We start from the raw sequence: 24,324 nt of genomic DNA on the forward strand, positions 1-24,324 counted from the left end.
TTGTACCCGCCTTCACCCGCTCTCAGCCTGACCGGCATGCCAGTGTTCCCCATCCCGGCGGCAAGCCAAGGCCCCTCAGCAGGCGTCGCGGCGGCGTAGCGCGAGCAGCCCGCCGGCGGTCAGCACGGCCGTCAGCGCGAGCAGCACGAGCACCGGCACCGTCCCGAACGCCTGCCCCGCCAGGATGTTCGGCAGGTAGTGGAACGGCTCGAACGGGGTGCCGCCCCACACCCCGTAGAAGGGGGCGACGACCTGACCGAGCAGGGCGGTCAGGATCCAGGCGGCCCAGCAGAGCGGCACGCTCGCCCGGGGCACCAGCCCGTACGCCGCCAGGCAGACCGCGCCGACGCACCACGCCGCCGGGGCCTGGCTCAGCGCGGCGGCCAGGAAACGCGGCGCGGTGCCGGTGAAGTCGCCGAGGAGCGCCCCGTACACGGCGCTGAAGACGAGGGCGGTGAGCGCCAGCAGCGCCGCCGTGCCGAGGGCGGCCACGACCAGGTGCCCGGCCGCCCAGCGCACCCGGGTCAGGGGCGTGGCCTGCACGGCCTCCGCGCGGCCCGAGGTCTCCTCCGACCGCAGCCGCACGATCATCAGCACCGGGTAGAGCGCGATGCAGTAGGCGAGGATCAGCAGGTAGTACCACATGTACCCGTCGAGGGCGGCCTCCGGGGAGACGCCGAGCAGGGTCGTGATGTTCGTGACCACGACGCTCGGGCGGGCCAGGACGTCCTTGGCCAGCGGGCCCATCGCGCCGCCCACCGCCGCGAAGGCCGCCGTTCCGGCCGCCCACTTCAGCAGCAGGCCGCGGTGCAGCCGCCAGGCCAGGCTGACCGGGCCGCGCAGCCCGGGGGCCGACTCCCTGCCGGGCCGTTCGGCCAGCAGCCCCGAGCCGAGGTCGCGGCGGCCGGCCAGCGTGTACGCCACCGCGCACAACGCCCCCGCGACCAGCGCGGACACCCCCAGCAGCCACCAGCGCTCGTCCTTGTAGGCGTCCACCATGTGGCTCCAGCCGAGCGGTGACAGGGCCTTGAGCCAGTGCTGGCCGCTCGCGTCGGCGGTGTAGCGCAGCACGTAGGCCAGGCCGAGCGCGTACAGGCCGATGACCGTGGCGGTACGGGCCTCGCGGACCAGTTGCGCGGCCACGGCGGCGATGCCCGCGAACACCCAGCCGGCCACCACGACGGCGGCGCCGTACGCGAGCGTGCCGGCGGGTTCGAGGCCGGCGGCGAGCAGGGCGGCGGCGACCAGCGCGCCGCCGGCCAGGCTGGTCGTCCCGGCCACCAGCAGGGCCGCGCCGAGCGGCGCGCGGCGGCCCACCACGCCCGCGCGCAGCAGCTCGGTCCGGCCCGCGTCCTCCTCCCTGCGGGTGTGCCTGACGACGGTCATCAGGGCGGCGAACGCGTTGATCACGTAGAGGAAGCCGCCGCTGCGCCAGGTCGCCAGCACCTCCAGGCGCGGCTCGACGTACCCGCCGCCGAGCGCCTGGAAGAAGGCGTAGCGCCGGACGACCTCGGTGTAGGCGAGCTTCAGCTCGTAGGTGGCCATGTTCCGGTTGATGTAGGCGACCATCGCCAGGGCGAGGGCCACGAGCAGCAGGAGCCACCAGGGTGCGACCGCCCGCTCGCGGCGCAGCGCCAGGCGGACGAGCACGCCGGTGCCGGGGCTCATCGCACGGCCTCCGCCCGCCGCCCGCCGCCCGTGCCCTCGTAGTGGCGCAGGAACAGCTCCTCCAGCGTCGGGGGGCGGCTGTCGAGGGTGCGCACGCCCGCCTCGGCCAGGCCGCGCAGCGCCGCGCCGAGCGCGCCCGCGTCCACGTCGAACCGCACCCGGCCGCCCTCGGCGCGCAGGTCGTGCACACCGGGCAGCGCGGCCAGCCCTTCGGCGGGCCGGTCGAGCTCGGCGTGGACGGTGGTACGGGTCAGGTGGCGCAGTTCGGCCAGGGTGCCGCTCTCGACCGCGCGGCCGTCGCGGATGATCGTCACCCGGTCGCACAGCGCCTCGACCTCGGACAGGATGTGGCTGGACAGCAGCACCGTACGGTCGCCGCGCCGCCGCTCCTCCCTGACGACCTCGCGGAAGGTCTCCTCCATGAGCGGGTCGAGCCCCGAGGTCGGCTCGTCGAGCAGCAGCAGCTCGGCGTCGGAGGCGAGCGCCGCGACCAGGGCGACCTTCTGCCTGTTGCCCTTGGAGTAGGCCCGGCCCTTCTTGCGCGGGTCGAGGTCGAACCGGTCGAGCAGGTCCTTCCTGCGCCCGCGGTCGAGGCCGCCGCGCAGCCGTCCGAGCAGGTCGATCACCTCGCCGCCCGACAGGTCGGGCCACAGCGTGACGTCGCCCGGCACGTACGCCAGGCGGCGGTGGAGCTCGGCGGCCTCGTGCCAGGGGTCGCCGCCGAGCAGGCGGGCGCTGCCCGCGTCGGCCCGTACGAGGCCGAGCAGGATCCGGATCGTGGTGCTCTTGCCCGCGCCGTTGGGACCGAGGAAGCCGTGCACCTCGCCGGTGCGTACGTCCAGGTCGAGGCCGTCCAGGGCCCGGGTCCGGCCGTACGTCTTGACGAGTCCGGCCACCGAGATGGCGTCGCTCATGATCTGCCTCATGACTGTTCGCTTGTACAGTTGACTACCCGAACGAGTAGCAGACTATATCGGCGTATAGTCGTCGTCCAGCGCGGCAGCTCAGCAGGGGTGGACCCGGGGTTTCCCTAGGCGCCGGGGACCTGGTTGGGGATCGCGCCGCCGTAACGCCGGTCGCGCTTGGCGTAGATCTCGCAGCCCTCCCACAGGTCGCGGCGGTCGAAGTCGGGCCAGAGCCGGTCGAGGAAGACCATCTCGGCGTAGGCCGACTGCCACAACAGGAAGTTGGAGAAGCGCTGCTCGCCCGAGGAGCGCAGGAACAGGTCGACCGGCGGGATCTCCGGCTCGTCGAGGTAGCGGGCGAACACCTTCTCGGTCACCTTGGACGGCTTGACCCGCCCGGCCGCGATGTCGGCCGCCAGCTTGACCGCCGCGTCGACGATCTCGGCCTGCCCGCCGTAGTTGACGCAGAACTGCAACGTCAGCTTGCTGTTGCCGACCGTCATCCGCTCGGCGTCCTGCAACTCGGAGATCACGCTCTTCCACAGCCGCCCGGGACGGCCCGCCCAGCGCACCCGTACGCCCATCGCGTTGAGCTCGTCGCGTCGCCGCCTGATGACGTCGCGGTTGAAGCCCATGAGGAAGCGCACCTCGTCGGGCGAGCGCTTCCAGTTCTCCGTGGAGAAGGCGTAGGCGCTCAGGTAGGGGATGCCCAGCTCGATGGCCCCCTCGATGACGTCGAACAGCGATGACTCGCCCGCCTTGTGACCTTCGGTGCGCGGCAGGCCGCGCGCCTTGGCCCAGCGGCCGTTGCCGTCCATGACGATGGCGACGTGCCGGGGCACGAGGTCACGCGGGATCGGCGGCGGGGTCGCGCCTGACGGATGAGGGGTCGGAGGCCGGACGTTCACGCATGCTCCCTTTCGACGTGTCGCAGAGAGCGTATTCCGTGTTCGAGATGCCATTGCAGATATGCGGCGACCAGACCGCTGCACTCGCTGCGATGGCGTGACTCCGAGGCGTCGGCGGTGGTCCAGTCGCCGCGCAGCAGCGCCGTCATGAGCCCGATCGTCTCCCCCGCCGGCACGGCCGCCGCCGGCGGGCGGCACGCCCCGCACACCACGCCGCCCGCGACGATGGCGAAGGCCCTGATCGCGGGGGCCTGGCACTTGGCGCACGCCTCAAGCGCGGGCGCGTAACCCGCCACCGCCAGCGAACGCAGGAAGTAGGCGTCGAGCACCAGCCTGGCCTCGTGGGCGCGCTCGGACAGCGTGCGCAGCCCGCCGACCAGCAGCAGGAACTGCCGCAGCGCCGGCTCCTTCTCGCCCTGGGTCAGCCGGTCGGCCGTCTCCAGCATGGCGCTGCCGGCGGTGTAGCGGGGATAGTCGACGGCCAGGGCCTCGCCGTAGGGGCGGATGGTCTCCGCCTGGGTGATCACGTCGAGCGTACGGCCGGTGTGCAGCTGGAGGTCGACGTGCGTGAACGGCTCCAACCGCGCGCCGAAGCGTGACTTGGTGCGGCGCACGCCCCTGGCCACCGCCCGGATCTTGCCGGTGCGCTTGGCCAGAACGGTGACGATGCGGTCGGCCTCACCGAGTTTTTGCGTCCGCAGGACGACGCCTTCGTCGCGGTAGAGACTCACTTGCCCATCTTACGGCCGCACCCGCGGCTTGTTCCGGGCATGCTCTAGTGACGCGACTTTGCCCTGCCGTCACTAGACTTTGACGTCTGTCCCCGCATCACCCGTTGTTCAACCCCCCGCTACTGCCTCGAAAGGGAGTCATGACCCGCGTGGTCCTGCTGGGCTCTTCGCCCGGCCCCGACACCTCTCCGACCGGCCTGAGGCTGGCCGCGCTGCCCGGCAATCCCACCGTGGCCGAGCGGCTGCGAGGCCAGCTCGCTTCCTATGATCCGCGCCCCGCCACGATCGAGACCGGCGACGTGGCCGCCGCCCTGCGCGCCCTGGCCGACGTCGCTGATTCGGCAACGGATAGCCTCCTCATCCTCCCCCAGAACTCGGTCGTCCACGACGAGCTGATCTACCAGATCACCAAGGCCAAGCGCGGCGCGCTCGCGCTCGTGGCCAAGGAGCCGCGGCTGGAGGTGGCCGAGGAGGCGCAGGAGGACACCGTACCGATCGACGAGGCCGAGCCGGAGATCGGCTACGGCCGCCTCGAAGGGCTGCCGGTCCGGACGCGCGCCGGCAAGTCGCGCGTCGTGTCGGTCGGCACCGCCAACCACGCGGTGACCAGGCCCAACGCGGTGTTGCTCGGCCCGCTGCACATCAGTGCCCGCAACGCCCCCGTGCTCGCGCAGACCTGCCGCGAGCTGGCCCACATGGCCGACCGCTTCGGCAAGGACGACGACCTCGTCCAGCTCGTCGTGTTCGGCCTGGTGCGCAACGGCGTGTCGGTCGGCATCCGCGGCCGGCGCGACCTGTTCTACCGCCGGGTGGCCACCCAGGAGGAGGTCAACGAGGCCGGGGCCGAGATGGCCGGCATGAACGAGGACCGCGCCCGGCTCAACAACGCGGTCAAGGGCGCCGATGGCTTCTTCACCACGTACTTCGTCTCCACCTACTCGCGTTTCATCGCCCGCTGGGCGGCCCGGCGCGGGCTGACGCCCAACCAGGTGACGCTGATCTCGATCACGCTCGGCGTGGCCGCCGCCGCCTGCTTCGCCACCGGCGACCGGCCGTGGATGATCGCCGGCGGGCTGCTGATCTACTTCGCCTTCGTGTTCGACTGCGTCGACGGACAGGTCGCCCGGTACGCCCGAAAATTCGGCGTGCTCGGAGCCTGGCTCGACGCCACCTTCGACCGCTTCAAGGAATACGTGGTCTTCGCCGGCCTGGCCGTCGGCTGGGTCGTCTCGGGCAACGGCGACGACATCTGGATCCTGGCGCTGGCCGCGATCGGGCTGCAGTCCATTCGCCACCTGCTCGACTTCTCCTTCGGCATCTCCAACCGGCGCAAGCCGCCCGCGCCGCTCCCCACGCTCCCGCTCGACGCCCCCGACGACAGTGACCTGCGCAAGGCTCTGGAGCGGCGCAAGGTGGAGCGCAGCCAGGGCCTGCGCGGTGTGCTCAAGATGTGGACCAGGGCGGGCAAGTTCCGCGCGGTCCACTGGGCGCGGAAGATGATCGTGTTCCCCATCGGCGAGCGGTTCGCGGCCATCGCGATCACCGCCGCCCTCTTCGACGCCCGGATCACGTTCCTCACCCTCGTGATCTGGGGCTCCCTCGCCGCCGCCTACACCCTCACCGGACGCCTCATGAGGTCGCTCGTATGATCACTCAACCGCAGGCCATGGCCACCCCCACGCCGGATCCCGACGAGGAACGCCGCCGCATCCAGACCGCCCGCCTGCTCGCCTACCGCGACGACGGCCCGCTCGTGCACGCCCTGTCGGGCAAGCTGGGCAAGGGCCTCCCGCCCGTCCCCGCCACGCTCGTGGCGCTGCTCGCCGTCATCGCCGTCACCGTCGTCGGGCTGCCCGACAAGGGGCCGCTGCTGCTCCTGCCGGTGGCCATCACGCTGCTGCTCGTGCTGCCGACCGCGCCGCGCGACCACCTGAGCCGCTTCGACTGGCTCACCCCGCCGCTGCTGCGCGGCACCGAGTTCCTGGCCATGATCGCGATCGGCCTGGCCGCCGGCGCGCCGAAGTGGCTGCTGTTCGTGCTGGTCTACGTGGTGGGCTACCACACCTACGACACCGTCTACCGTACGCGGCAGAGCATCTGGCCGCCCGCGTGGGTGTTCCACGCGGGGCTCGGCTGGGAGCTGCGCCTGCTGCTCATCGGTGCCGGCGCGGCGCTGGGCTGGCTGACGCCGGTGCTCGCGGTGCTGACGGCGTACCTGTTCGTGTTGTTCGCCGTGGAGAGCGTGACGAGCTGGGTGCGCCTGGACAAGGCCTCCGCTCAGGCCGGTGCCGACGCCGAGCAGGACCTCGAGGCCTCGCCCGAGGACGCGCTCGAACAGGCCACCGGCGAGGCGGAGAAGGGCTGAGCGGCCGCCTCCCCCTCCGGACACGACGGCGGTCACGGGCTCCCGACAGGGACGCCGGTGACCGCCGTTTCGCGTCCGGCCGCCGGGAGGTCCCGGCGTGGACACGGAGCACCCCCCGTCGCCTGCTTCGGAGCGCGCTCTCCCGTATTGACAACAGGTAAACCGCGTGTTTACGTCACGTCAAGAGAGCGCTCTCTCATTCGTCTCCACACCCCCCATGGAGCAGGGATGACAACACCGATCCGGCACAGGCGCCGCCTGCTGGCCGTGGCCGTGGTGCTCGTGGCACTCACCGGGCTGCTCGTCAAGGTGGCCGTCAGCGCCTCGGCGTCCGTGCCGCCCACGCCGTCCGGCTGGTCGCTGGTCTGGTCCGACGACTTCAACGGCTCGGCCGGGACGCCGCCCTCGTCCGCCGAGTGGATCACCGACACCGGGCACGGCTACCCCGGCGGGCCGGGCAACTGGGGCACCGGCGAGGTCCAGAACTACACCTCCAGCACCTCCAACGTCAGCCTCGACGGCTCCGGCAACCTGCGCATCACGCCCCTGCGCAACGGTTCGGGCGAGTGGACCTCGGCCCGCGTCGAGACCAGGCGGGCCGACTTCAAGCCGGCCGCCGGGCGCGTCCTGCGGATCGAGGGCAGGATCCAGATGCCGGACGTGACCGGTCAGGCCGCCCTCGGCTACTGGCCGGCGTTCTGGGCGCTCGGGGCGCCGTACCGGGGGAACTACTGGAACTGGCCGGGCATCGGCGAGTTCGACATCATGGAGAACGTCAACGGCATCAACTCGGTGTGGGGCGTGCTCCACTGCGGCGTCAACCCCGGCGGCCCCTGCAACGAGACCACCGGCCTCGGCGCGAGCCGGGCCTGCCCCGGCTCGGCCTGCCAGTCGGCCTTCCACACCTACCGCTTCGAGTGGGACCGCGCCGCCACCCCCAACCAGCTGCGCTGGTACGTCGACGGCCAGCAGTTCCACAGCGTGAGCCAGGGCCAGCTCGACGCCGCCACCTGGGACGCCATGACCGGGCACGGCGGCTACTTCCTGCTGCTCAACCTGGCCATGGGCGGCGCCTTCCCCAACGCCCTGGCCGGTACGGGCACACCGACGGCGGCGACCGTCCCCGGGCATCCGCTTCTGGTGGACTACGTGGCCGTCTGGCAGAGCGGCACCGGCCCGACCCCCACCGCGACACCCACTGTGACCCCGACCGTCCCGGGCGGCGTGGACGCGCGCTCCACCATCCAGGCCGAGCGCTACCAGGCCCAGTCGGGCACCATCGTCGAGACCACCACCGACACCGGCGGCGGCCAGAACGTCGGCGCCATCGCCAACGGCGACTGGCTGCGCTACGACGGGGTGAACTTCGGGTCCGAGCCCGCCCGCCAGTTCAAGGCCAGGGTGGCCTCGGGAGCGGCGTCCGGGGTGAGCGGGCTGGTGCAGGTACGGCTGGACAGCCCGTCCGCCGCGCCCATCGGCGACTTCGCCCTCGCCGGCACCGGCGGCTGGCAGAGCTGGCGTACGGTCCCGGCCAACATCAGCGGGGTGACCGGCACGCACACCGTCTACCTGACCTTCAGCAGCGGCCAGCCCGCCGACTTCGTCAACGTCAACTGGTTCACCTTCTCGACAACCTGACGGCAGGGAGAATCGCGTCCGGTCTCCGGCCCGGGTCCAGCCTTCGATGGTGATCGCGGGAAATGGGGAACAATGAGGCGGTGCGCGAATTGCCGGTGATCGACATCTCCCCGCTGCTCGGCGACACCACGGGCCCCGCACGGCAGGCCGCCGCCGCCGCGATCGGCGCGGCCTGCCGCGACAACGGGTTCTTCTACGTCCGCGGCCACGGCGTGCCGCACGACCTCCTCGACCGGCTCGACGCGGCCGCCCGGCGCTTCTTCGCGCTGCCCGAGGAGGTCAAGGACGAGATCTCGATGGACCGGGGCGGCCCGGCCTGGCGCGGCTTCTTCCCGGTCGGCGGCGAGCTGACCTCAGGCCGGCCGGACCTGAAGGAGGGCGTCTACTTCGGCGCCGAGCAACCGCCCGGCCCGCTGCCGCTGCACGGCCCCAACCTGTTCCCCGCCCAGGTGCCCGAGCTGCGGGAGGCCGTGCTCGCCTACCTGGACACGATGACGGAGGTCGCCCAGGCGGTCATGTCCGGGGTGGCGCTGAGCCTGGGCCTGGACGAGGGTTACTTCCGCACCGGCTACACCGCCGACCCGACCGTCCTGTTCCGGATCTTCCACTACCCGCCCGCCCCGCCGGACGACGACGACACCTGGGGCGTGGGCGAGCACACCGACTATGGCCTGCTCACCCTCCTCCTCCAGGACTCCAACGGCGGGCTCCAGGTCCGCACGGCGGACGGCTGGATCGAGGCGCCGCCACTGGAGGGCACGTTCGTCTGCAACATCGGCGACATGCTCGACAAGCTCACCGGCGGCCGCTACCGCTCGACCCCCCACCGCGTACGCAACCGCAGCGGCAACGAGCGCCTGAGCTACCCGTTCTTCTTCGACCCCGGCTGGGACAGCGAGGTGCCGCCACTCCCCTACGCCGCCGGCGAGCGGTGGGACGGCCAGGTGGACTTCACCGGCACCTACGGCGAGTACCTGCTGTCGAAGGTGTCCAAGGTCTTCCCGCGCCTGTTCGAGCGGCAGATCTAGGCCGACTCGCGCACCACCAGGCGGGTGGGCAGGACGTCCGGCGCGGTGCTGCGGCCCTCCAGCCGCGACAGCAGCAGCCGCGCGAGGGCCAGTGCCTGCTCGGCGACGGGCAGCCGTACGGTGGTGAGGGCGGGGGTGGTGGCCGAGGCGGCGTCGATGTCGCCGAAGCCCACGATCGCCAGGTCGTCGGGCACCCGCCGGCCGGCGGCGCGGGCGGCCCGCAGGGCACCGATCGCCATCTGGTCGCCGGCCGCGAAGATCGCGTCCAGGTCGGGGCTGTCGCCGAGGAGCTGGCCGGCCGCGGCCGTCCCGGAGGCGCGGGTGAGGTCGCCGATCGCCAGGCGGGGCCGCAACCCGGCGCGTTCGAGGGCCGCGCGGTGGCCGGCGAGGCGGTCCTGCGTGGCGACCAGGTCCATCGGGCCGCAGATCATGCCGATGCGACGGCGGCCCGTCGCGAGCAGGTGCTCGGTGGCCGCCGCGGCGCCCGCCACGTTGTCGGCCTCCACGTACGGCACCAGCGAGCTGACCGGCGGCCGGCCCAGCAGCACGAGGGGCACGCCGGTGCGCGAGAGGTGTTCGGCCAGCGTGTCGCCCCGGTCGGGCGGCAGCAGGACGACGCCGTCCACCAGCCGCGCCTCGGCGTGCCGGACGATGCGGCGGTGGCTCTCGGCGGTGTCGGCGAGCATGAGCGTGATCTGCTTGCCCGCGCCCTCCAGCAGGCTCGTGACGTACTGGACGACGGCCGGGAGCAGCGGGTCGGCGGCGTTCCTGGGGACCGACAACACCAGCGCGACCGTGTCGGTGCGCCGGGTGACCAGGCTGCCGGCGGCGGCGTTGGGCACGTACCCGAGCTCCTTGACGGCCTGGAGCACCGAAGCGCGCACCTCGGGGCTGACCGACGTCTCGCCGTTGACGACGCGGGAGACGGTGGCCCTGGAGACCCGGGCGCGGGCGGCCACGGTCTCCAGGGTGGGCCTCTTCGGCGGGACCTCGGTCAGGCCGTTGCGCCTGATCACGTCCCGGTACCACAGCGCGCTGTCCTTGGGACGCCTGCGCTGGGTCTCGAAGTCGACGTGCACGAGGCCGAACTTGCGCCGGTGGCCGTCGGCCCATTCGAGATTGTCGAGCAGCGTCCAGACGAGATATCCGCGGACGTTCGCGCCTTCCTCGATCGAGGTGCGCAGGGCCCGCAGGTGTTCCTCGATGAATTGCACGCGCTCCACGTCGTGAATGCCGTCGGGGGTGACCGTGTCGACGAAGTCGGCGCCGTTCTCGGTGAGCATGAGTTCGAGGCCGGGATATTCGCGGGTGAGCCGCCTGAGCAGCAGCGAGAGGGCGTTCGGGACGATCGGCCAGCCCATCGCGGTGACCGCCGTCGGAATGGTGCTGAAAAGCACGCCGGCGCTTCCCGGAAAAGCCGGGTCGGCCGGTTCGCCGGGCTGCGCCTGGACGACCGCGGGCGTGTAGTAATTGACGCCGAGCAGGTCGAGCGGCTGGGCGACGACGGCCAGGTCGCCGTCGTGGACGTGCCCGAGCCCCGCGTGCTCCTCGATGACCGGCAGCAGGTCGGCGGGGTAGGCCCCGCGCAGCAGCGGGTCGAGGAACTGCCGGTGGACGAGGGCGTCGATCCTGGCCACGGCCTCGGCGTCCTCCTCCGACAGCGGCCGGTCGAAGTCGCCGACCTGGGCGGGCGTCAGGACGGGCGAGAAGTTGAGCACGGCCCCCACCTCGGCGGCGCCGGCGGCGCGCAGGGCCTGGGCGCCCATGCCGTGGGCGAGCAGCAGGTGGTGGGCGCTCCTGAACGCGTCGGCGGCCGACCTGCGGCCCGGCGCGTGCACCCCCGAGCCGTGGCCGACGAAGGCCGCCACCCACGGCTCGTTGACGGTGAACCAGGTGCGGACCCGGTCGCCGAGCCGGGCGGCGACGATCGCGGCGTAGTCGGCGAACCGGCGGGCGGTGTCGCGGGCGGGCCATCCGCCGCGTTCCTCCAGGGCCTGCGGCAGGTCCCAGTGATAAAGGGTCGCATAAGGCGTGATGCCCGCTTCGAGTAAGGCGTCGACCAGCCGCTCGTAGAAGTCGAGCCCGGCCGCGTTGACCTTTCCCGCGCCTTCGGGAAGAACGCGCGGCCAGCTCACCGAGAACCGGTACGCGGCCATTCCCAGGTCTTTCATCAGCCGTACGTCGTCGCGATATCGGTGGTAATGGTCGCAGGCGTCGGCGGGCACTCCCGCGAAGTCATCCCAAATGGACGGCCCACGTCCGTCGGCGGACGTGCCCCCTTCGATCTGGAAGGCCGACGTCGAGGCTCCCCAGACGAAACCCTCGGGAAAACGTGCGATATTCATGTGGCGGCAATCCTCCGGCAGTGGACCGAACGCCCAGTCTCCCGCGCGGCGCTCGTCGCGCGCCAGCCTGGCCAGGCGGTATACAGAGCCCGTGGAACTGGACCGGCTCGATCGTGACATCATCGCGGCGCTCGTGGACGACGCCCGCGCGACCTACGCGGACATCGGCCATCAGGTGGGGCTGAGCGCTTCGGCCGTCAAGCGGCGGGTCGACCGGTTGCAGAAGAGCGGGGCGATCACCGGCTTCAGCGCCAGGGTCGCGCCGCAGGCGCTCGGCTGGACCACCGAGGCGTACGTCGAACTGTTCTGCCAGGGCAAGACCAAGCCGTCGGACATCGCGGTGGCGGTGGCCAAGTTCCCCGAGGTGGTGGCGGCGGCCACGATCACGGGCCAGGCGGACGCGCTGCTGCACATCAGGGCCACGGACGTACGGCACGTCGAGCGGGTCATCGAGCGCATCGCGGCGGAGGCTTTCGTGGTCCGGACCAAGAGCTCGATCGTGTTGTCGAGGCTGGTCGACATCCCTCCGGGAAGCGCCCTGACGGAGTCACGCAACGGATCGCACATGGTCGGCCGATAGACGCAACAGACCTGCGCGAACGCGCAATGCGCACCGCTTGGCCTGCGCAAACACCAATTCTTAGGCTGTCCTCGTCCTCCCGGAAACGGGAATCTCCCTGCAGACGACGACGGAGCCCTGCATGCCCAAACACTTCCTCATGTGCCGCCCGGACTACTTCGCGGTCGAGTACGCGATCAACCCGTGGATGGACCCCGAGGCCGGCGCGGACCGTGAGGTGGCGATCCGGCAGTGGGAGGGACTGAAGTCGGCCTACGAGGAGCTCGGGCACGAGGTCAGCCTCATCGACCCGATCGACGGCCTGCCCGACATGGTGTTCGCCGCCAACGGCGCGCTGGTCGTCGGCGGCCGGGTCTACGGCGCCCGCTTCACCTTCCCCGAGCGCGGCGCCGAGGGCTCCGCCTACCTGCGCTGGTTCACCGAGCGCGGCTACCCGGCGCTGGAGCCCACGCACGTCAACGAGGGCGAGGGCGACTTCCTCACCCTCGACGAGGTCATCCTCGCCGGCACCGGCTTCCGCACCGACGTGGTCGCCCACCAGGAGGCGCAGGAGTACCTGGGCCGTCCGGTCGTCTCGCTGAAGCTGGTCGACCCGCGCTTCTACCACCTGGACACCGCGCTGTTCCCGCTCGACGGCCGCAACGTCGCCTACTACCCCGGCGCCTTCTCCAAGGGCAGCCAGGAGGTGCTGCGCGTGATGTTCCCGGACGCGGTGATCGCGACCGCCGAGGACGCCGAGGTGCTCGGGCTCAACGCGGTCAGCGACGGCCGGAACATCGTGATCAACGCCGAGGCGACCGGGCTGCAGTTGGAGCTCAAGCGGCGCGGCTACGAGGTGATCCCGGTCGACCTGTCGGAGCTGCGCAAGGCCGGTGGGGGCCCCAAGTGCTGCACACTGGAGATCAGGGGGGAGAAGTAACATGAGCACCAGCGCAGAGCTGATCGAAGTGAGCGAGCGCCGCAGCGCGCACAACTACCATCCGCTGCCCGTGGTCATCCACGAGGCGCACGGGGCGTGGGTCGTCGACGTCGAGGGCAAGCGCTACCTCGACTGCCTGTCGGGCTATTCGTCCCTGAACTTCGGTCACGGCAATCCGAAGATCATCGAAGCCGCCCAGGAGCAGCTCAAGAACCTCACGCTGACCAGCCGGGCGTTCTACCACGACCAGTTCGCCCGGTTCTGCGCCGGGCTCGGCGACCTCACCGGCAAGGACATGATCCTGCCGATGAACACCGGCGCCGAGGCCGTCGAGACCGCGATCAAGGTGGCCCGCAAGTGGGGTTACGAGGTCAAGGGCGTGGCGCCCGAGCAGGCCAACATCATCGTGATGGAGGACAACTTCCACGGCCGCACCACCACGATCATCAGCTTCTCGACCGACCCCGACGCGCACGACGGGTTCGGGCCGTACACGCCCGGGTTCAAGATCGTGCGTTACGGGTCGGCCGAGGCGATCAGGGAGGCCGTCGACGACAACACGGTGGCCGTCCTCGTCGAGCCGATCCAGGGCGAGGCGGGCGTGCTCGTGCCGCCGGACGGCTACCTGACCGAGGTCAGGCGCATCTGCACCGAGAACAACGTGCTGATGATCGCCGACGAGATCCAGTCCGGGCTCGGCCGCACCGGCCGCACGTTCGCCTGCGACCACGAGAACGTCGTGCCCGACATGTACATCCTGGGCAAGGCGCTCGGCGGCGGCGTGGTGCCGGTGTCGGCCGTCGCCGCGGACGAGGACGTCCTCGGGGTCATCAAGCCGGGCCAGCACGGGTCCACGTTCGGCGGCAACCCGCTGGCCTGCGCGGTCGGGATCGCGGTCATCGACATCCTGAACACCGGCGAGTTCCAGGCCAGGGCCGCCAGGCTCGGCGAGGTGCTGCACGCCCGGCTGCGCGAGCTGATCGGCAAGGGCGTGGTGGCGGTGCGCGGTCGCGGGCTGTGGGCGGGCGTGGACATCGACCCGGCCCTCGGCACGGGCCGCGAGGTGTCCAAGGCGCTGATGGCCCGCGGCGTGCTCGCCAAGGACACCCACGGGTCCACGATCCGGCTCGCGCCGCCGATCGTGATCTCCGAGGAGGACCTGCTCTGGGCGGTCGACCAGCTCGCCGCCGTCCTGGAAAGCCTCTAGGACCGCACGGCCGCACCCGGCGGACCCGCCTGCGCGGGCCCGCCGGGTGACGAGCCGCCGGCCGTCAGGAGCCGGCCGGGGTGGGCGTCACGGTACGCGTGGGCTCCGGCACCGGCCCGCCGCCCGGGGTGGGCGTGTCGGTGGGCTCCGGCTTCGGCCCGGCGGCCAGCGCGGCCGTGGGCGGCTCCATGGTGGACGTGATCGTCACCTCGGCCGCCGGCTGCTCCGACGTCGCCACGTCGGTCTCCGAGGGGATGGGGGTGGGGGCCAGGGTCTCCGCCGTACAGCTCGCGTCGGCGCCGGCGTCGGGGGCGTCCGGCAGGGCGTCCACCAGCGAGACGTCGAGCTGGGCCGTCAGGGCCAGCACGCTGCCCTTGGGCGCCCCGGCCTGCTCACCGGCCGCCGTCTGCCGCTCGCCGAGGAACATGTGCTCGACCGGGTCGAAGATCAGCTCCTCGCGCACCCCGTAGTCGGTGACCCGGCCCAGCGCCACGCCCACGCGTCCCGAGGAGTCGGCCACGCCCTCGGCCGCCTCGACGCCGGGGATCGCCTTCACGGCCTCGAACAGGGCGTCCCGCTGCGGCTTGGGCAGGTAGTTCTCCCTGACGAGGTCGCCGGCGCGGGTGAAGGCGGCGGCGTCGGCACTGATGTCCTTTCCCTGGGGAACCGGCTGGTAGAGGCGGTCCCGCATCGCCGCGGCGTCGGCCGGGAGCGTGCTCAGGTAGGCGTAGTCGTCGCGGTTGGAGCCACGCCGGTCGGGGCAGGAGGCGAGCCGGTTCCACTGGCTGCCCTGCCAGTTCCCGGCGTCCGCGGGCAGCGGCTCGCCCGGCCAGGGCCGCGGCTCGCGGCCTTCGGTCAGCAGCAGGCCGTCCTTGCTGCCGTCCACCGACTTCCAGATCTTGCGGTGCTGGCGGTAGAGGTGGCGGCTCTCCCCTCCGGAGCCGTTGACCGAGTGCGCGCCGTACATGGTGTCGGACTCGACCAGGATGAACTGGTCCGGCCGGGGGTTCAGCTCGCCGGTCGTGAGCACCACGGACGTGGCCGGCCGGGCGCCCGGCGTGTTCTGGCCGGACAGCGCCACCGCCACGCCGCCGACCAGGACGACCGTGACGCCGAACGCGGCGGCCGTCTGCCAGCCCAGCCTCGGCAGCCGCAGGCGTCGCCCGCCGCGCGCCTCGGCCATCAGCCGTTCCCTGGCCCGCGCGCGGGCCTGCGGCTCGTACGACGGCGCGGACGGCCTACCGTCGGCGAAGGTACGGATCTCGTCATCCATGCTGGGGCTCCTCTGCGAAGGGGTCGATGCCGCCGAGCGCCCTGCGTACCTTGACGCGGAGCCGGTGCAACCTGGATCGAACGGTGCCGACGGGCACGCCGAGGGCGCGGGCGGCGTCCTCGTAGGTCAGGTCGGCCCACGCCACGAGCAGCAGCAGGTCGCGCTCGCCCGCGCTGAGCCTGGTCAGCGCCTTGGCCAGGCGGGGCTGGAGCTGCTCGGCGGTGGCGCAGGCGGCGCTGCGCTCGTCGAAGCCGCCCGGACGCTCGGCGCCCACCCTGGCCATGGCCGCGGTGCGCCGCCGTTCGGCCCTGCGGTGCTGGGACACGACCTTGGTCGCGATGCCGTACAACCAGGGTCTGGCGTCGGGCAGCGAGCGGTCGTAGCGGGCGCGTCCACGGAAGGCGAGGAGGAACACCTCGCCGGTCACGTCGTCGGCCAGTTCCGCGCCCAGGCGCCGGGCGGCGTACCTGTGGATCTCGTCGGCGTGCCGGTCGAACAACGCCGCGAAACGCTCGGGGTCGCCGAGCGAATGCCCGATCAACGTCGAGTCATCCAGCGTTTCGGTTCTGTCCTCGACACTCACCACGTCCGGTCCTCTCTCATGCGGTCACCCTGTTCTTGGCCGCATGGGGAAACCCGGTTCCACCTTTCTCCGGCTGCCTTCCGGCTATGCCGTCCTGCGCCAGGCCGCCAGGCCGTCGGGAGCCTCGTCCCTGGCGAACCCGGCCGCGGCCAGCTCCGCGGCCAGCCGCTCGCCGCCCGGCCGGTGGGCCTCGCTGGTCACCTCGTCCTCGCCGATCACCACGCCGCGCTGCCTGACCCGGTAGAGGAAGCGGGAGCGCACGGTCTCGCCGGCGACCTCGACCACCTGCCCCCAGACCTCGTACGTGTGCCGCCCGACCTGGTACGCCCCCATGAGCTCCAGCTCACCCGGCGTGGGCGCGGGCCGCTCGCGCCAGTTGAACAGCAGCAGCCCGCCCGGCTGGAGCTGCCGGGCCAGCACCCGCCACAACTCCTCCCGCCGCGCCGCCGGGAACGCCTGCAACACCGAGATCATCACGATCGCCTCGACCGGCTCGTCCACGTCGACGTCGAGCGCGCCGTACGGCAGCACGGTGACGCGGCGGCGCGCCTCCTCGTTGGCGGCCACCCGCGACAGCAACACCGACCGCATGGCGAGCGCCGGTTCGACGGCGTAGACGTCGGCCGTCGTCTCCCGGACGATCAGCTCGGTGATCAGGCCGGTGCCCGCGCCGATCTCCATGACGCTGCGCCGCACCCCCTTCAGCAGGGGCGGCAGCAGCTCGCGGATCTCGGGGACGTGCCCGTCCTCGTGCCACAGGTCGTAGAAGGGGACGGCGAGGGAGTACTGGTCGTCGCTCATGAGGTCATTTCTACGACAGGCGGACCGAGTCGATCGGCCGGACCCCGTCGCCCGTCGACTCGTACCAGGTGACCTCGACCTCGTCGGGGAAGGTCAGCGTGGCCAGCGCGTTCTGGAACCAGGGCCCCTTGGTCACCCGCCACCGGAACGGCGGCCGCCGGATGCCGGCCAGCAGCGCGAGCAGCCCGCCGACCAGCGTCGCCAGCCCGAACTGGGTGAGCACGTTGGCCCAGCGCAGCAGCCGGCTCAGCGGGTTGCGGATCGGCGAGCAGACGACCTGGTGGATCTGCCCGGCCGACGCCTTGGCCAGGTAGGAGTAGTGGACGTCGCCGGACAGGATCACCGCGGGCCTGCCGAGCCGGACCAGCAGCCTGGACAGGTCCTCGAACGAGCGGCGGAAGGCCGCCCAGTGCTCCAGGTCGACGAACTGCCGAAGCTGCTCCGACAACCGCTGCGCGGTGCGGCCCCACTTGCCGTCGCACAGCGCCTCGTTCCAGTTCTGGACGCCGTGGACGCCCTCGGGCAGCAGGAACGGGATCGAGGAGCCGATGACCAGCCGCCGGGCCGGCGCGGCGGCCTGCTCCTCGAGCCAGGCCCACTCCTCGGGGTCGAGCATGCGCCGGTCGCCGGGCGTGAGCTGCCTGGCGCACCTGGTGTCGATCATGATCAAGCGGGTGTGCCCGAGATCGCGGGTGTAGCTCCAGCGGTTGCTGCCCGGCTCGGCGTCGAGCCCGGCGGCGAAGGCGTCGAGGGCCGGCCCGCCGTCGCCGCCGCCCTCGGTGAGCTCGCGCACCAGCGGATCGTCCGCGCGCTCGGCCGGGGTCAGGTTGCCGAGGTGCTGGTAGACCCAGTAGGCCCCGAGCCCCGCGACCACGCGGCGGGGCCACCAGCTCGTCCGGGCCATCTTGGCCCGCCAGGAGTGGGAGGTGTTCCAGTCGTCGCGCAGGTCGTGGTCGTCGAAGATCATCGCCGTGGGCACGGTGGACAACAACCAGCGGATCTCCGGGTCGGTCCACGCCTGGCGGTAGAGCTCGGCGTACTCCTCGAAGTCGGCGATCTCGCCCTGCGGCTCGGTGTTCCTGCGCGCGTGGATGTAGTCGAGCATCTGGGGGGACGGGTTGTCGGCGTAGACCTGGTCGCCGAGGAGCAGCAGCAGGTCGGGCCAGTCCTCGTCACCGGCGCGCATGAGGCTCACGCCGTAGGCGCGCAGCACGTCGTCGCCGTGGGTGCGGACGTGTGCCGAGTCGTGCGGCACGCTGGTGCGGCACGAGCCGAACGCCATCCTGCGCGGCCCTTCGGCGGGCATTAACCGGATGCGGCTGGCCGGACGACCCGCCAGGGGCCACACCTGGTCCCCGTCGAGGCTGACGGAATAGGAGGCGATATCCTGGGACAGGCCAACGAGATCCACGATCGCGTAGTGGTGACCGTGCACGGTGAAGGTGGGCGACCGATAAGCCCTGCCTGCCGCTTCGACGGTGACCGTGCAGGGCTCGCCGGTCTCCACCCAGATCGAGGCGCTGACCGAGTCGACGTGACGCAACATGGGCCCAACCACGAGTGCGGGCATCCAACCCCCCGGTTTCGACGATTCGGCACACTCTCGCTCGTTAGCCTGCCAGAGTGGCACGTTCCCAGCACGTTGATCAACGGCTTGGATATCCCTTCATAACCTAGGCAAGGTCAAACTGCCCGGCCTAGGATGATCGAGACAACACGCCCAAGAGGGAAGGCAACGGCGCCTTCTCCCGCAAAATGGGCGCGCATACAGGAGGAAACTCGACCATGAGCATCATGGTGCCGTCAAAGACGCCGGCGCTGATCACACCTGGTCAACAGGCGCTCGACTCCGCTCTTCACCAACTCAACCACGCCGCCGCGCACCTCGGTCTCGACGACGGGCTCCGCACGATGCTGGCCACGCCCCGCCGCTCGCTGACCGTCTCGGTCCCGGTGCGCCGCGAGGACGGACGCATGGACGTCGTCCAGGGCTTCCGCGTCCAGCACAACGTCTCACGCGGCCCCGCCAAGGGCGGCATCCGGTTTCATCCCGCCACCGACATCCATGAGGTCACCGCCCTCGCGATGTGGATGACGTGGAAGTGCGCGCTGGTCGGCATCCCGTACGGCGGCGCCAAGGGCGGCGTGGCCGTCGACCCGGCCGCGCTGACCACGATCGAGCTCGAACGGCTCACCCGCCGCTACGTCAACGAGATCCTGCCGCTGATCGGCCCGGAGAAGGACATCCCGGCCCCCGACGTCGGCACCGACGAGCAGACCATGGCCTGGATCATGGACACCTACAGCGTCAACGCCGGCTACTCGGTGCCCGGCGTGGTCACCGGCAAGCCGATGACGCTGGGCGGCTCGCTCGGCCGTACCGGATCGACCTCGCGCGGCGTGCAGATCGCGGCGCTGTCCGCGCTCGGGCGCTCGCCCGAGGGCGTGACGGTGGCCGTGCAGGGCTTCGGCAAGGTGGGCGCGCTGGCCGCGCAGTACCTGTCCGACTCGGGCTGCAAGGTGGTCGCCGTCTCCGACGTCACCGGCGCGCTCTACGCGCCCGGCGGCCTCGACGTCGCCCACCTGCGTGCCTGGGTGGCCGAGACCGGCGGCGTGACCGGCTATCCGCTGGCCGACGCCATGGCCCACGACGACCTGTTCGAGCTCGACGTGGACGTGCTCGTCCCGGCCGCGCTCGAAGGCGTGATCACCGAGGCGAACGCGCCCCGCGTGCGCGCCCGGCTGATCGTGGAGGGCGCCAACGGCCCCACCACGCCGGAGGCCGACGAGATCCTGGCCGCCAACGGCACCACCGTCGTGCCGGACATCCTGGCCAACGCGGGCGGGGTGATCGTGTCGTACCTGGAGTGGGTGCAGAACATGCAGGCCTTCTCCTGGAGCTCCCGCGAGGTCGAGGTGAAGCTGCGCGACCTCATGGAAAGCGCCTTCGCCGAGGTCAAGTCTCTGTCCGCCGAACGCGGGCTGACGCTGCGGGAGGCGGCGCACGTGATCGGCGTGGGCCGGGTCGCCGAGGCCCACAGCATGCGCGGGCTCTATCCCTGACCTACTTTGGTCGCACGTGACCCGTCCAAGGTTCGATGCCGGGGCGGGTCACGTTCTGCCACTGTCGCAGGCATGAGGGGATTCATCGGGATCATGGCCGTCATCCAAGGGCTCGGCGGGTTCGTCGGGCGCGTCTGGTTCGACAGCGAATGGGGGTTCGTGGGGCGGCTCGTCGAGCTGCCGCTGATGGCCTACCTAGGGCTCGCGGTCGCCGGCGTGGCGCTCCTGCTGTGGGCCGACCACGACAGGAAACGCCACGAGAGCTGACCGCCGGGGCTCAGGACTTGACCGGGGCGCAGTCGAGGGCCGTCACCAGGTCTTCAAGCTCGCGCATCAGCCGCCCCGTACGCTCGTCGCCGAACGCGGCGGCGATGGCCCGGTGGTGCTCGGCCACCGTGCCGTCCACCCGTGCCAGCAGGTCGCGCCCCCGGTCGGCCAGGAACACCGCCACCCGCCGCCGGTCGCCCGCCGACGCGCCCCGGTGGACCAGCGCGCGGTCGATCAGCCGGTCGACCGCCTTGGTGAGCGTCGGGTGCGGCATGAGCACCGCCTCGGCCAGCTCCCCCATCGAATGACCGCGCCCGTCGGCCAGCGCGCGCAGGATGCGCCACTGCTCGACCGTGACGTCCTCACCGGCCAGCGTCGTCGCCAGACCGCGCGTGACGCTGCGTTCGGCCCGGCTGAGCAGGTACGCGAGTGAGGACCCCAGCCCGGAATTAGCCATGACAGATCAGGTCCTTTCACCGGAGAGCTAGTTCGGAGGATACTCGTCCGCGTGACGGCGATCGTCGATCCTTTCGAGGCCCGGCTCATCCCCTCGGACGCGGTCCGGATCGGCTTGGTCGTGCCCGTGTCCGGGGTGCTCGGGCTGGTGGGGCCGTGCGCGATCAACTGCGCCGTGCTGGCCGCCGCGCAGGTCAACGCCCGGGGCGGCGTCCTCGGCAGGCAGGTCGAGCTGGTGCTCGTCGACGGCGGCCGGCCGGGGCCCGAGGTGGCGGCCGAGGTGGCCGGGCTGGTCGCGTCCGGCACGGTCGAGGCGGTCGCCGGTACGCACGCCCGCGACGTGCGCGTGGACGTGGTCGCCGCGATCGGCGGGCGGGTCCCGTTCGTGTACGCGCCGCCGTACGAGGGCGGTGGGCACGCGCCGGGTGTCTACTTCCTCGGCGAGACCCCGGGCCGGCAGCTCGAACCCGGCATCGAATGGCTGGTCCAGGTCCACCGGGCGCGCCGCTGGTACCTGCTGGGCAACGACTACGTCTGGCCGCGCCTGGTGCACGCGGGCGCGCGCCGGCGGCTGCACGCGCGTGGCGCGACCGTCGTCGGCGAGGCGTTCGTCCGGTACGGCGAGGCGGCCTCCCGGCTCGGCCGGATCGCCGACGCCCGCCCCGACGCGATCCTGCTCACGCTGATCGGCAGCGACCTGGTGGCCTTCAACCGGGCCTACGCGGCGAGCGGGCTCGGCGCGGCCCGGCTGTGCGGCGCGCTGGAGGAGCACGGCCTGCTCGGCATCGGCGGCGACGGCACCGGCGAGCTCTACGCCTCGATGGGCTACTTCCGCGACCTGCCGACCGAGGCGAGCCTCGACTTCGCCGAACGGTACGCCAAACGCTTCGGCCCGTACGCCCCCATGCTCAACGCCCACGGCCAGGGCTGCTACGAGGCCGTCGCGATGCTCGCCGCGCTGTCGGGGCGGGCGGGCAGCCTGGCCGTCCCGGCGCTCGACGCGGTCGCCGACGGCACCACGATCGTCAGCGCGCGCGGCCCGCTCACGCTGGTGAACCGTCAGGTGCGGCGGACGGTGCACCTCGGCAGGGCGGACGGCCTCGATTTCTTGCTTGAGAAACCTTTTCAGTAGAAAGCTTTTGGCTCTAAGGTGCGAGTCACCCCCCAACCTCGACAAGGAGCCGCGCAACATGAGCACCGTTGAGCAGTTCGGCTACCGCCAAGAGCTCAAACGCTCTCTGGGCTTCGCCGACCTGATGATCTATGGCCTGATCTTCATGGTGCCGATCGCACCCTTCGGCATCTTCGGCGGCGTGTTCCAGTCGTCCGGCGGCATGGTCGCGCTGGCCTACATCATCGGCCTGGTCGCCATGGCGTTCACGGCGCTGTCGTACTCGCAGATGGCCCAGGCGTTCCCCATGGCCGGCTCCGTCTACACCTACGCCGGGCGCGGCATCTCGGCGCCGGTCGGGTTCATCGCGGGATGGGCGATCCTGCTCGACTACATCCTGGTGCCGTCGCTGCTCTACCTCATCGCCAGCCTGGGCATGAACTCGGTCGTGCCCGGCATCCCGGTCTGGGGCTGGCTGATCATCTTCGTGCTGCTCAACACGGCCGTCAACTACATGGGCATCCAGATGACCGCGCGCATCACGCGGGTGATGCTGGTCGCCGAGCTGGCCGTACTGGCGATCTTCCTGGTGGTCGGCGTCGTCGCCCTGGCGCAGGGCAAGGCCCAGGCGGGCGCGTTCACGCCGATCTTCGAGTCCTCGGCGTTCAGCTGGACGCTGGTGTTCGGGGCGGCGGCGACGGCGGTGTTGTCGTTCCTCGGCTTCGACGGCATCTCGACGCTGGCCGAGGAGAACAAGGAGGACGGCAGGCGGCTCGGCCGTTCCATGGTGGCGGCGCTCGGGCTGGCCGCGGTGCTGTTCGTGGCGCAGACCTGGGTCGCGGCGCTGCTCATGCCGGACCGCGCCAAGCTCATCTCCGACGGCGACCCCAACGGCGACGCCTTCTACCGCATGGCGGAGTTCGCCGGCGGCCACTGGCTGAGCGTGCTGACCGCCGTCGCCACCGCGATCGCGTGGGGCTTCGCCAACTCGCTGGTCGCCCAGGCGGCCACCTCGCGCCTGCTGTTCGCGATGGCCCGCGACCGCATGCTCCCCTCGTTCCTGGCCAAGGTGCACCCCAAGCACCAGGTGCCGGTCAACGCCACGCTGGCCGTCGCGGTGTTGTCGCTGGCCATCGGCCTCTACATGAACAGCCGCGAGGACGGCATCGCGCTGCTCAGCCAGCTCGTGAACTTCGGCGCGATGACCGCCTTCCTGATCCTGCACGTGGCCGTCGTCGTCCACTACCGGTTCCGCGGGCGCAGCAGGAACATGTGGGCGCATGTCATCGTGCCGGCGATCGGCTTCCTCGTCCTGGCCGCCGTGGTGTACAACACGAAGCTGGTGACCCAGACGGTCGGCCTCATCTGGCTGGCGGTCGGGCTCGTCGTCCTCGGCGTCAGCTATCTCATCGGCCGCAGGCCCGTTCTCCCCTCGGAGGTCAAGTGAACGTCGTCTCCTACCACCCCTCGCCGGAGGAGCTCAGCTACACCTTCGGCGGCCGCGCCGCCCTGGGCAGGGTGCGGCCGGGGACGGTGATGGAGCTGTACACCGAGGACTGCTTCGGCGGCCTGGTACGGACCGTGGAGGACCTGCCGTCGCGGGTCTGCGAGTTCCCGTACCTGAATCCCGTGACCGGCCCGTTCCACGTGGAGGGGGCCGAGCCCGGCGACACGCTGGCGCTGCACTTCGTCAGCATCACGCCGGCCCGCGACTGGGCGGTCTCCACCACGTTCCCGCACTTCGGCGCGCTGACCGGCACCCACACCACGGCGATGCTCCAGCCGCCGCTGGAGGAGCGGGTGTGGCGCTACGACATCGACGTGGACAAGGGCGTGGCCGTCTACCACGCCCGCAACAGCGACTTCAGCGTCGCGCTGCCGCTCGACCCGATGCACGGCACGGTGGGCGTGGCCCCGGGCGCCAACGAGGCCCGGATGACCATCACCCCCGACGCGCACGGCGGCAACATGGACACTCCGGAGCTGCGCGCCGGCGTCACCGTCTACCTGGGTGTCAACGTCGAGGGCGGCATGTTCTCGATCGGTGACGGCCATGGTCTGCAGGGGCACGGTGAGGTCTGCGGCACGGCCGTGGAGTCGGCCATGAACACCGTGGTGGCGGTCGAGCTGATCAAGGGCGTGGCCACCCCCTGGCCGCGGCTGGAGGACGATCTGCACCTGATGTCCACCGGCTCGGCCAGGCCCCTCGAGGACGCGTACCGGATCAGCCAGCACGACCTGGTCACCTGGGCGTCGGAGCTGACCGGGCTCGACACGCTGGACGCGTACCAGCTCGTCAGCCAGGCCGGCCAGGCGCCGGTCGGGAACGTGTGCGACACCAACTACACCATGGTCGCCAAGCTGCCCAAGACCTACCTGGGAGCGCCCTCGGTGTACGAGGACGCCCACGCCCGTCTGCGGGCCCTGGGCGCCCAGTACGGTTCGACACAATCCCCCGCTTAGGTAAACGTTGGTG

At 71.6% G+C, this 24,324-nt stretch carries 22 protein-coding genes; 12 read left to right on the forward strand and 10 right to left on the reverse strand.

What is annotated here, in order from left to right; translation table 11 throughout:
- Nucleotides 1-75 precede the first annotated feature (75 nt).
- The 4 genes from DMB42_RS10920 to recO all read right to left on the reverse strand — a co-directional run bounded on the left by DMB42_RS10920 (nucleotide 76) and on the right by recO (nucleotide 4,212).
- Nucleotides 76-1,668 (reverse strand): ABC transporter permease, encoded by a 1,593-nt coding sequence (locus DMB42_RS10920; protein ID WP_125633283.1) that lies wholly within the window; start codon nucleotides 1,666-1,668, stop codon nucleotides 76-78.
- Entirely contained in the window at nucleotides 1,665-2,582 is a 918-nt protein-coding gene (locus DMB42_RS10925; protein WP_125633285.1) for an ABC transporter ATP-binding protein, read from the reverse strand. Before DMB42_RS10925 ends, DMB42_RS10920 begins: the two co-directional genes overlap by 4 nt.
- Nucleotides 2,583-2,698: 116 nt before the next feature.
- Complete coding sequence (locus tag DMB42_RS10930) at nucleotides 2,699-3,481, reverse strand: isoprenyl transferase (protein WP_125633287.1); 783 nt, start codon at nucleotides 3,479-3,481, stop codon at nucleotides 2,699-2,701.
- Complete coding sequence (gene recO / locus DMB42_RS10935; protein ID WP_125633289.1) at nucleotides 3,478-4,212, reverse strand: DNA repair protein RecO; 735 nt, start codon at nucleotides 4,210-4,212, stop codon at nucleotides 3,478-3,480. Before recO ends, DMB42_RS10930 begins: the two co-directional genes overlap by 4 nt.
- Before the next feature lie 140 nt (nucleotides 4,213-4,352).
- On the opposite strand from recO, the gene DMB42_RS10940 reads away from it, so the two are divergent.
- The 4 genes from DMB42_RS10940 to DMB42_RS10955 all read left to right on the forward strand — a co-directional run bounded on the left by DMB42_RS10940 (nucleotide 4,353) and on the right by DMB42_RS10955 (nucleotide 9,243).
- Complete coding sequence (locus DMB42_RS10940; protein ID WP_125633291.1) at nucleotides 4,353-5,861, forward strand: CDP-alcohol phosphatidyltransferase family protein; 1,509 nt, start codon at nucleotides 4,353-4,355, stop codon at nucleotides 5,859-5,861.
- Nucleotides 5,858-6,577, forward strand: a complete 720-nt coding sequence (locus tag DMB42_RS10945; RefSeq protein WP_125633293.1) for a DUF5941 domain-containing protein — start codon at nucleotides 5,858-5,860, stop codon at nucleotides 6,575-6,577. The genes DMB42_RS10940 and DMB42_RS10945 overlap by 4 nt, the downstream gene beginning before the upstream one ends.
- A gap of 228 nt (nucleotides 6,578-6,805) precedes the next feature.
- On the forward strand, nucleotides 6,806-8,215 hold the full coding sequence (locus DMB42_RS10950) for a glycoside hydrolase family 16 protein (protein ID WP_125633295.1): 1,410 nt from the start codon (nucleotides 6,806-6,808) through the stop codon (nucleotides 8,213-8,215).
- A gap of 80 nt (nucleotides 8,216-8,295) precedes the next feature.
- Nucleotides 8,296-9,243: an isopenicillin N synthase family oxygenase gene (locus tag DMB42_RS10955; RefSeq protein WP_221762089.1), complete on the forward strand. Its 948-nt coding sequence runs from the start codon at nucleotides 8,296-8,298 to the stop codon at nucleotides 9,241-9,243.
- Here the strand turns inward: DMB42_RS10955 and DMB42_RS55965 are convergent.
- On the reverse strand, nucleotides 9,240-11,588 hold the full coding sequence (locus DMB42_RS55965; protein WP_125633298.1) for a GH1 family beta-glucosidase: 2,349 nt from the start codon (nucleotides 11,586-11,588) through the stop codon (nucleotides 9,240-9,242). The genes DMB42_RS10955 and DMB42_RS55965 overlap by 4 nt on opposite strands.
- A 91-nt stretch (nucleotides 11,589-11,679) precedes the next feature.
- Here DMB42_RS55965 and DMB42_RS10965 point away from each other — a divergent pair, with 91 nt between their 5' ends.
- The 3 genes from DMB42_RS10965 (at nucleotide 11,680) to rocD (ending at nucleotide 14,294) form a co-directional block, all read left to right on the forward strand.
- Nucleotides 11,680-12,168 (forward strand): Lrp/AsnC family transcriptional regulator, encoded by a 489-nt coding sequence (locus DMB42_RS10965; RefSeq protein WP_125633300.1) that lies wholly within the window; start codon nucleotides 11,680-11,682, stop codon nucleotides 12,166-12,168.
- A gap of 121 nt (nucleotides 12,169-12,289) precedes the next feature.
- Nucleotides 12,290-13,087: a dimethylargininase gene (gene ddaH, locus DMB42_RS10970; protein ID WP_125633302.1), complete on the forward strand. Its 798-nt coding sequence runs from the start codon at nucleotides 12,290-12,292 to the stop codon at nucleotides 13,085-13,087.
- A 1-nt stretch (nucleotide 13,088) separates the two neighbouring features.
- Nucleotides 13,089-14,294, forward strand: a complete 1,206-nt coding sequence (gene rocD / locus DMB42_RS10975; RefSeq protein WP_125633304.1) for an ornithine--oxo-acid transaminase — start codon at nucleotides 13,089-13,091, stop codon at nucleotides 14,292-14,294.
- Nucleotides 14,295-14,358: 64 nt separating this feature from the next.
- Here rocD and DMB42_RS10980 read toward each other — a convergent pair whose 3' ends face one another.
- The 4 genes from DMB42_RS10980 to DMB42_RS10995 form a co-directional block, all read right to left on the reverse strand.
- The gene (locus DMB42_RS10980; protein ID WP_125633306.1) at nucleotides 14,359-15,567 is read right to left on the reverse strand and encodes a CU044_5270 family protein; all 1,209 of its coding nucleotides are present in this window, start codon (nucleotides 15,565-15,567) and stop codon (nucleotides 14,359-14,361) included.
- Nucleotides 15,560-16,153, reverse strand: coding sequence for an RNA polymerase sigma factor (locus DMB42_RS10985; RefSeq protein WP_125633308.1), 594 nt, complete (start codon nucleotides 16,151-16,153; stop codon nucleotides 15,560-15,562). Before DMB42_RS10985 ends, DMB42_RS10980 begins: the two co-directional genes overlap by 8 nt.
- A gap of 81 nt (nucleotides 16,154-16,234) precedes the next feature.
- Nucleotides 16,235-16,951, reverse strand: coding sequence for a trans-aconitate 2-methyltransferase (locus DMB42_RS10990; protein WP_125633309.1), 717 nt, complete (start codon nucleotides 16,949-16,951; stop codon nucleotides 16,235-16,237).
- Nucleotides 16,952-16,961: 10 nt separating this feature from the next.
- Nucleotides 16,962-18,497, reverse strand: a complete 1,536-nt coding sequence (locus DMB42_RS10995) for an alkaline phosphatase D family protein (protein ID WP_260477619.1) — start codon at nucleotides 18,495-18,497, stop codon at nucleotides 16,962-16,964.
- Nucleotides 18,498-18,736: 239 nt separating this feature from the next.
- On the opposite strand from DMB42_RS10995, the gene DMB42_RS11000 reads away from it, so the two are divergent.
- Nucleotides 18,737-20,014: a Glu/Leu/Phe/Val dehydrogenase gene (locus DMB42_RS11000; RefSeq protein ID WP_125633311.1), complete on the forward strand. Its 1,278-nt coding sequence runs from the start codon at nucleotides 18,737-18,739 to the stop codon at nucleotides 20,012-20,014.
- Between the two features lie 72 nt (nucleotides 20,015-20,086).
- Nucleotides 20,087-20,281 (forward strand): hypothetical protein, encoded by a 195-nt coding sequence (locus DMB42_RS11005; protein WP_125633313.1) that lies wholly within the window; start codon nucleotides 20,087-20,089, stop codon nucleotides 20,279-20,281.
- A gap of 10 nt (nucleotides 20,282-20,291) precedes the next feature.
- Here the strand turns inward: DMB42_RS11005 and DMB42_RS11010 are convergent, their stop codons facing one another.
- On the reverse strand, nucleotides 20,292-20,738 hold the full coding sequence (locus tag DMB42_RS11010; protein ID WP_125633315.1) for a MarR family winged helix-turn-helix transcriptional regulator: 447 nt from the start codon (nucleotides 20,736-20,738) through the stop codon (nucleotides 20,292-20,294).
- Nucleotides 20,739-20,789: 51 nt separating this feature from the next.
- Here DMB42_RS11010 and DMB42_RS11015 point away from each other — a divergent pair, with 51 nt between their 5' ends.
- Genes DMB42_RS11015 through DMB42_RS11025 form a run of 3 tightly spaced genes read left to right on the forward strand, consistent with a single transcriptional unit; the run spans nucleotide 20,790 to nucleotide 24,311 of the window.
- Entirely contained in the window at nucleotides 20,790-21,869 is a 1,080-nt protein-coding gene (locus DMB42_RS11015) for a substrate-binding domain-containing protein (protein ID WP_260477621.1), read from the forward strand.
- 58 nt (nucleotides 21,870-21,927) lie between these two features.
- On the forward strand, nucleotides 21,928-23,295 hold the full coding sequence (locus tag DMB42_RS11020; protein ID WP_125633319.1) for an APC family permease: 1,368 nt from the start codon (nucleotides 21,928-21,930) through the stop codon (nucleotides 23,293-23,295).
- Nucleotides 23,292-24,311, forward strand: coding sequence for an acetamidase/formamidase family protein (locus DMB42_RS11025; RefSeq protein ID WP_125633320.1), 1,020 nt, complete (start codon nucleotides 23,292-23,294; stop codon nucleotides 24,309-24,311). Before DMB42_RS11020 ends, DMB42_RS11025 begins: the two co-directional genes overlap by 4 nt.
- The last annotated feature ends 13 nt before the right edge of the window (nucleotides 24,312-24,324 follow it).

It is taken from the genome of Nonomuraea sp. WAC 01424, assembly GCF_003947315.1.
GTDB classification, from domain to species: Bacteria; Actinomycetota; Actinomycetes; order Streptosporangiales; family Streptosporangiaceae; genus Nonomuraea; species Nonomuraea spiralis.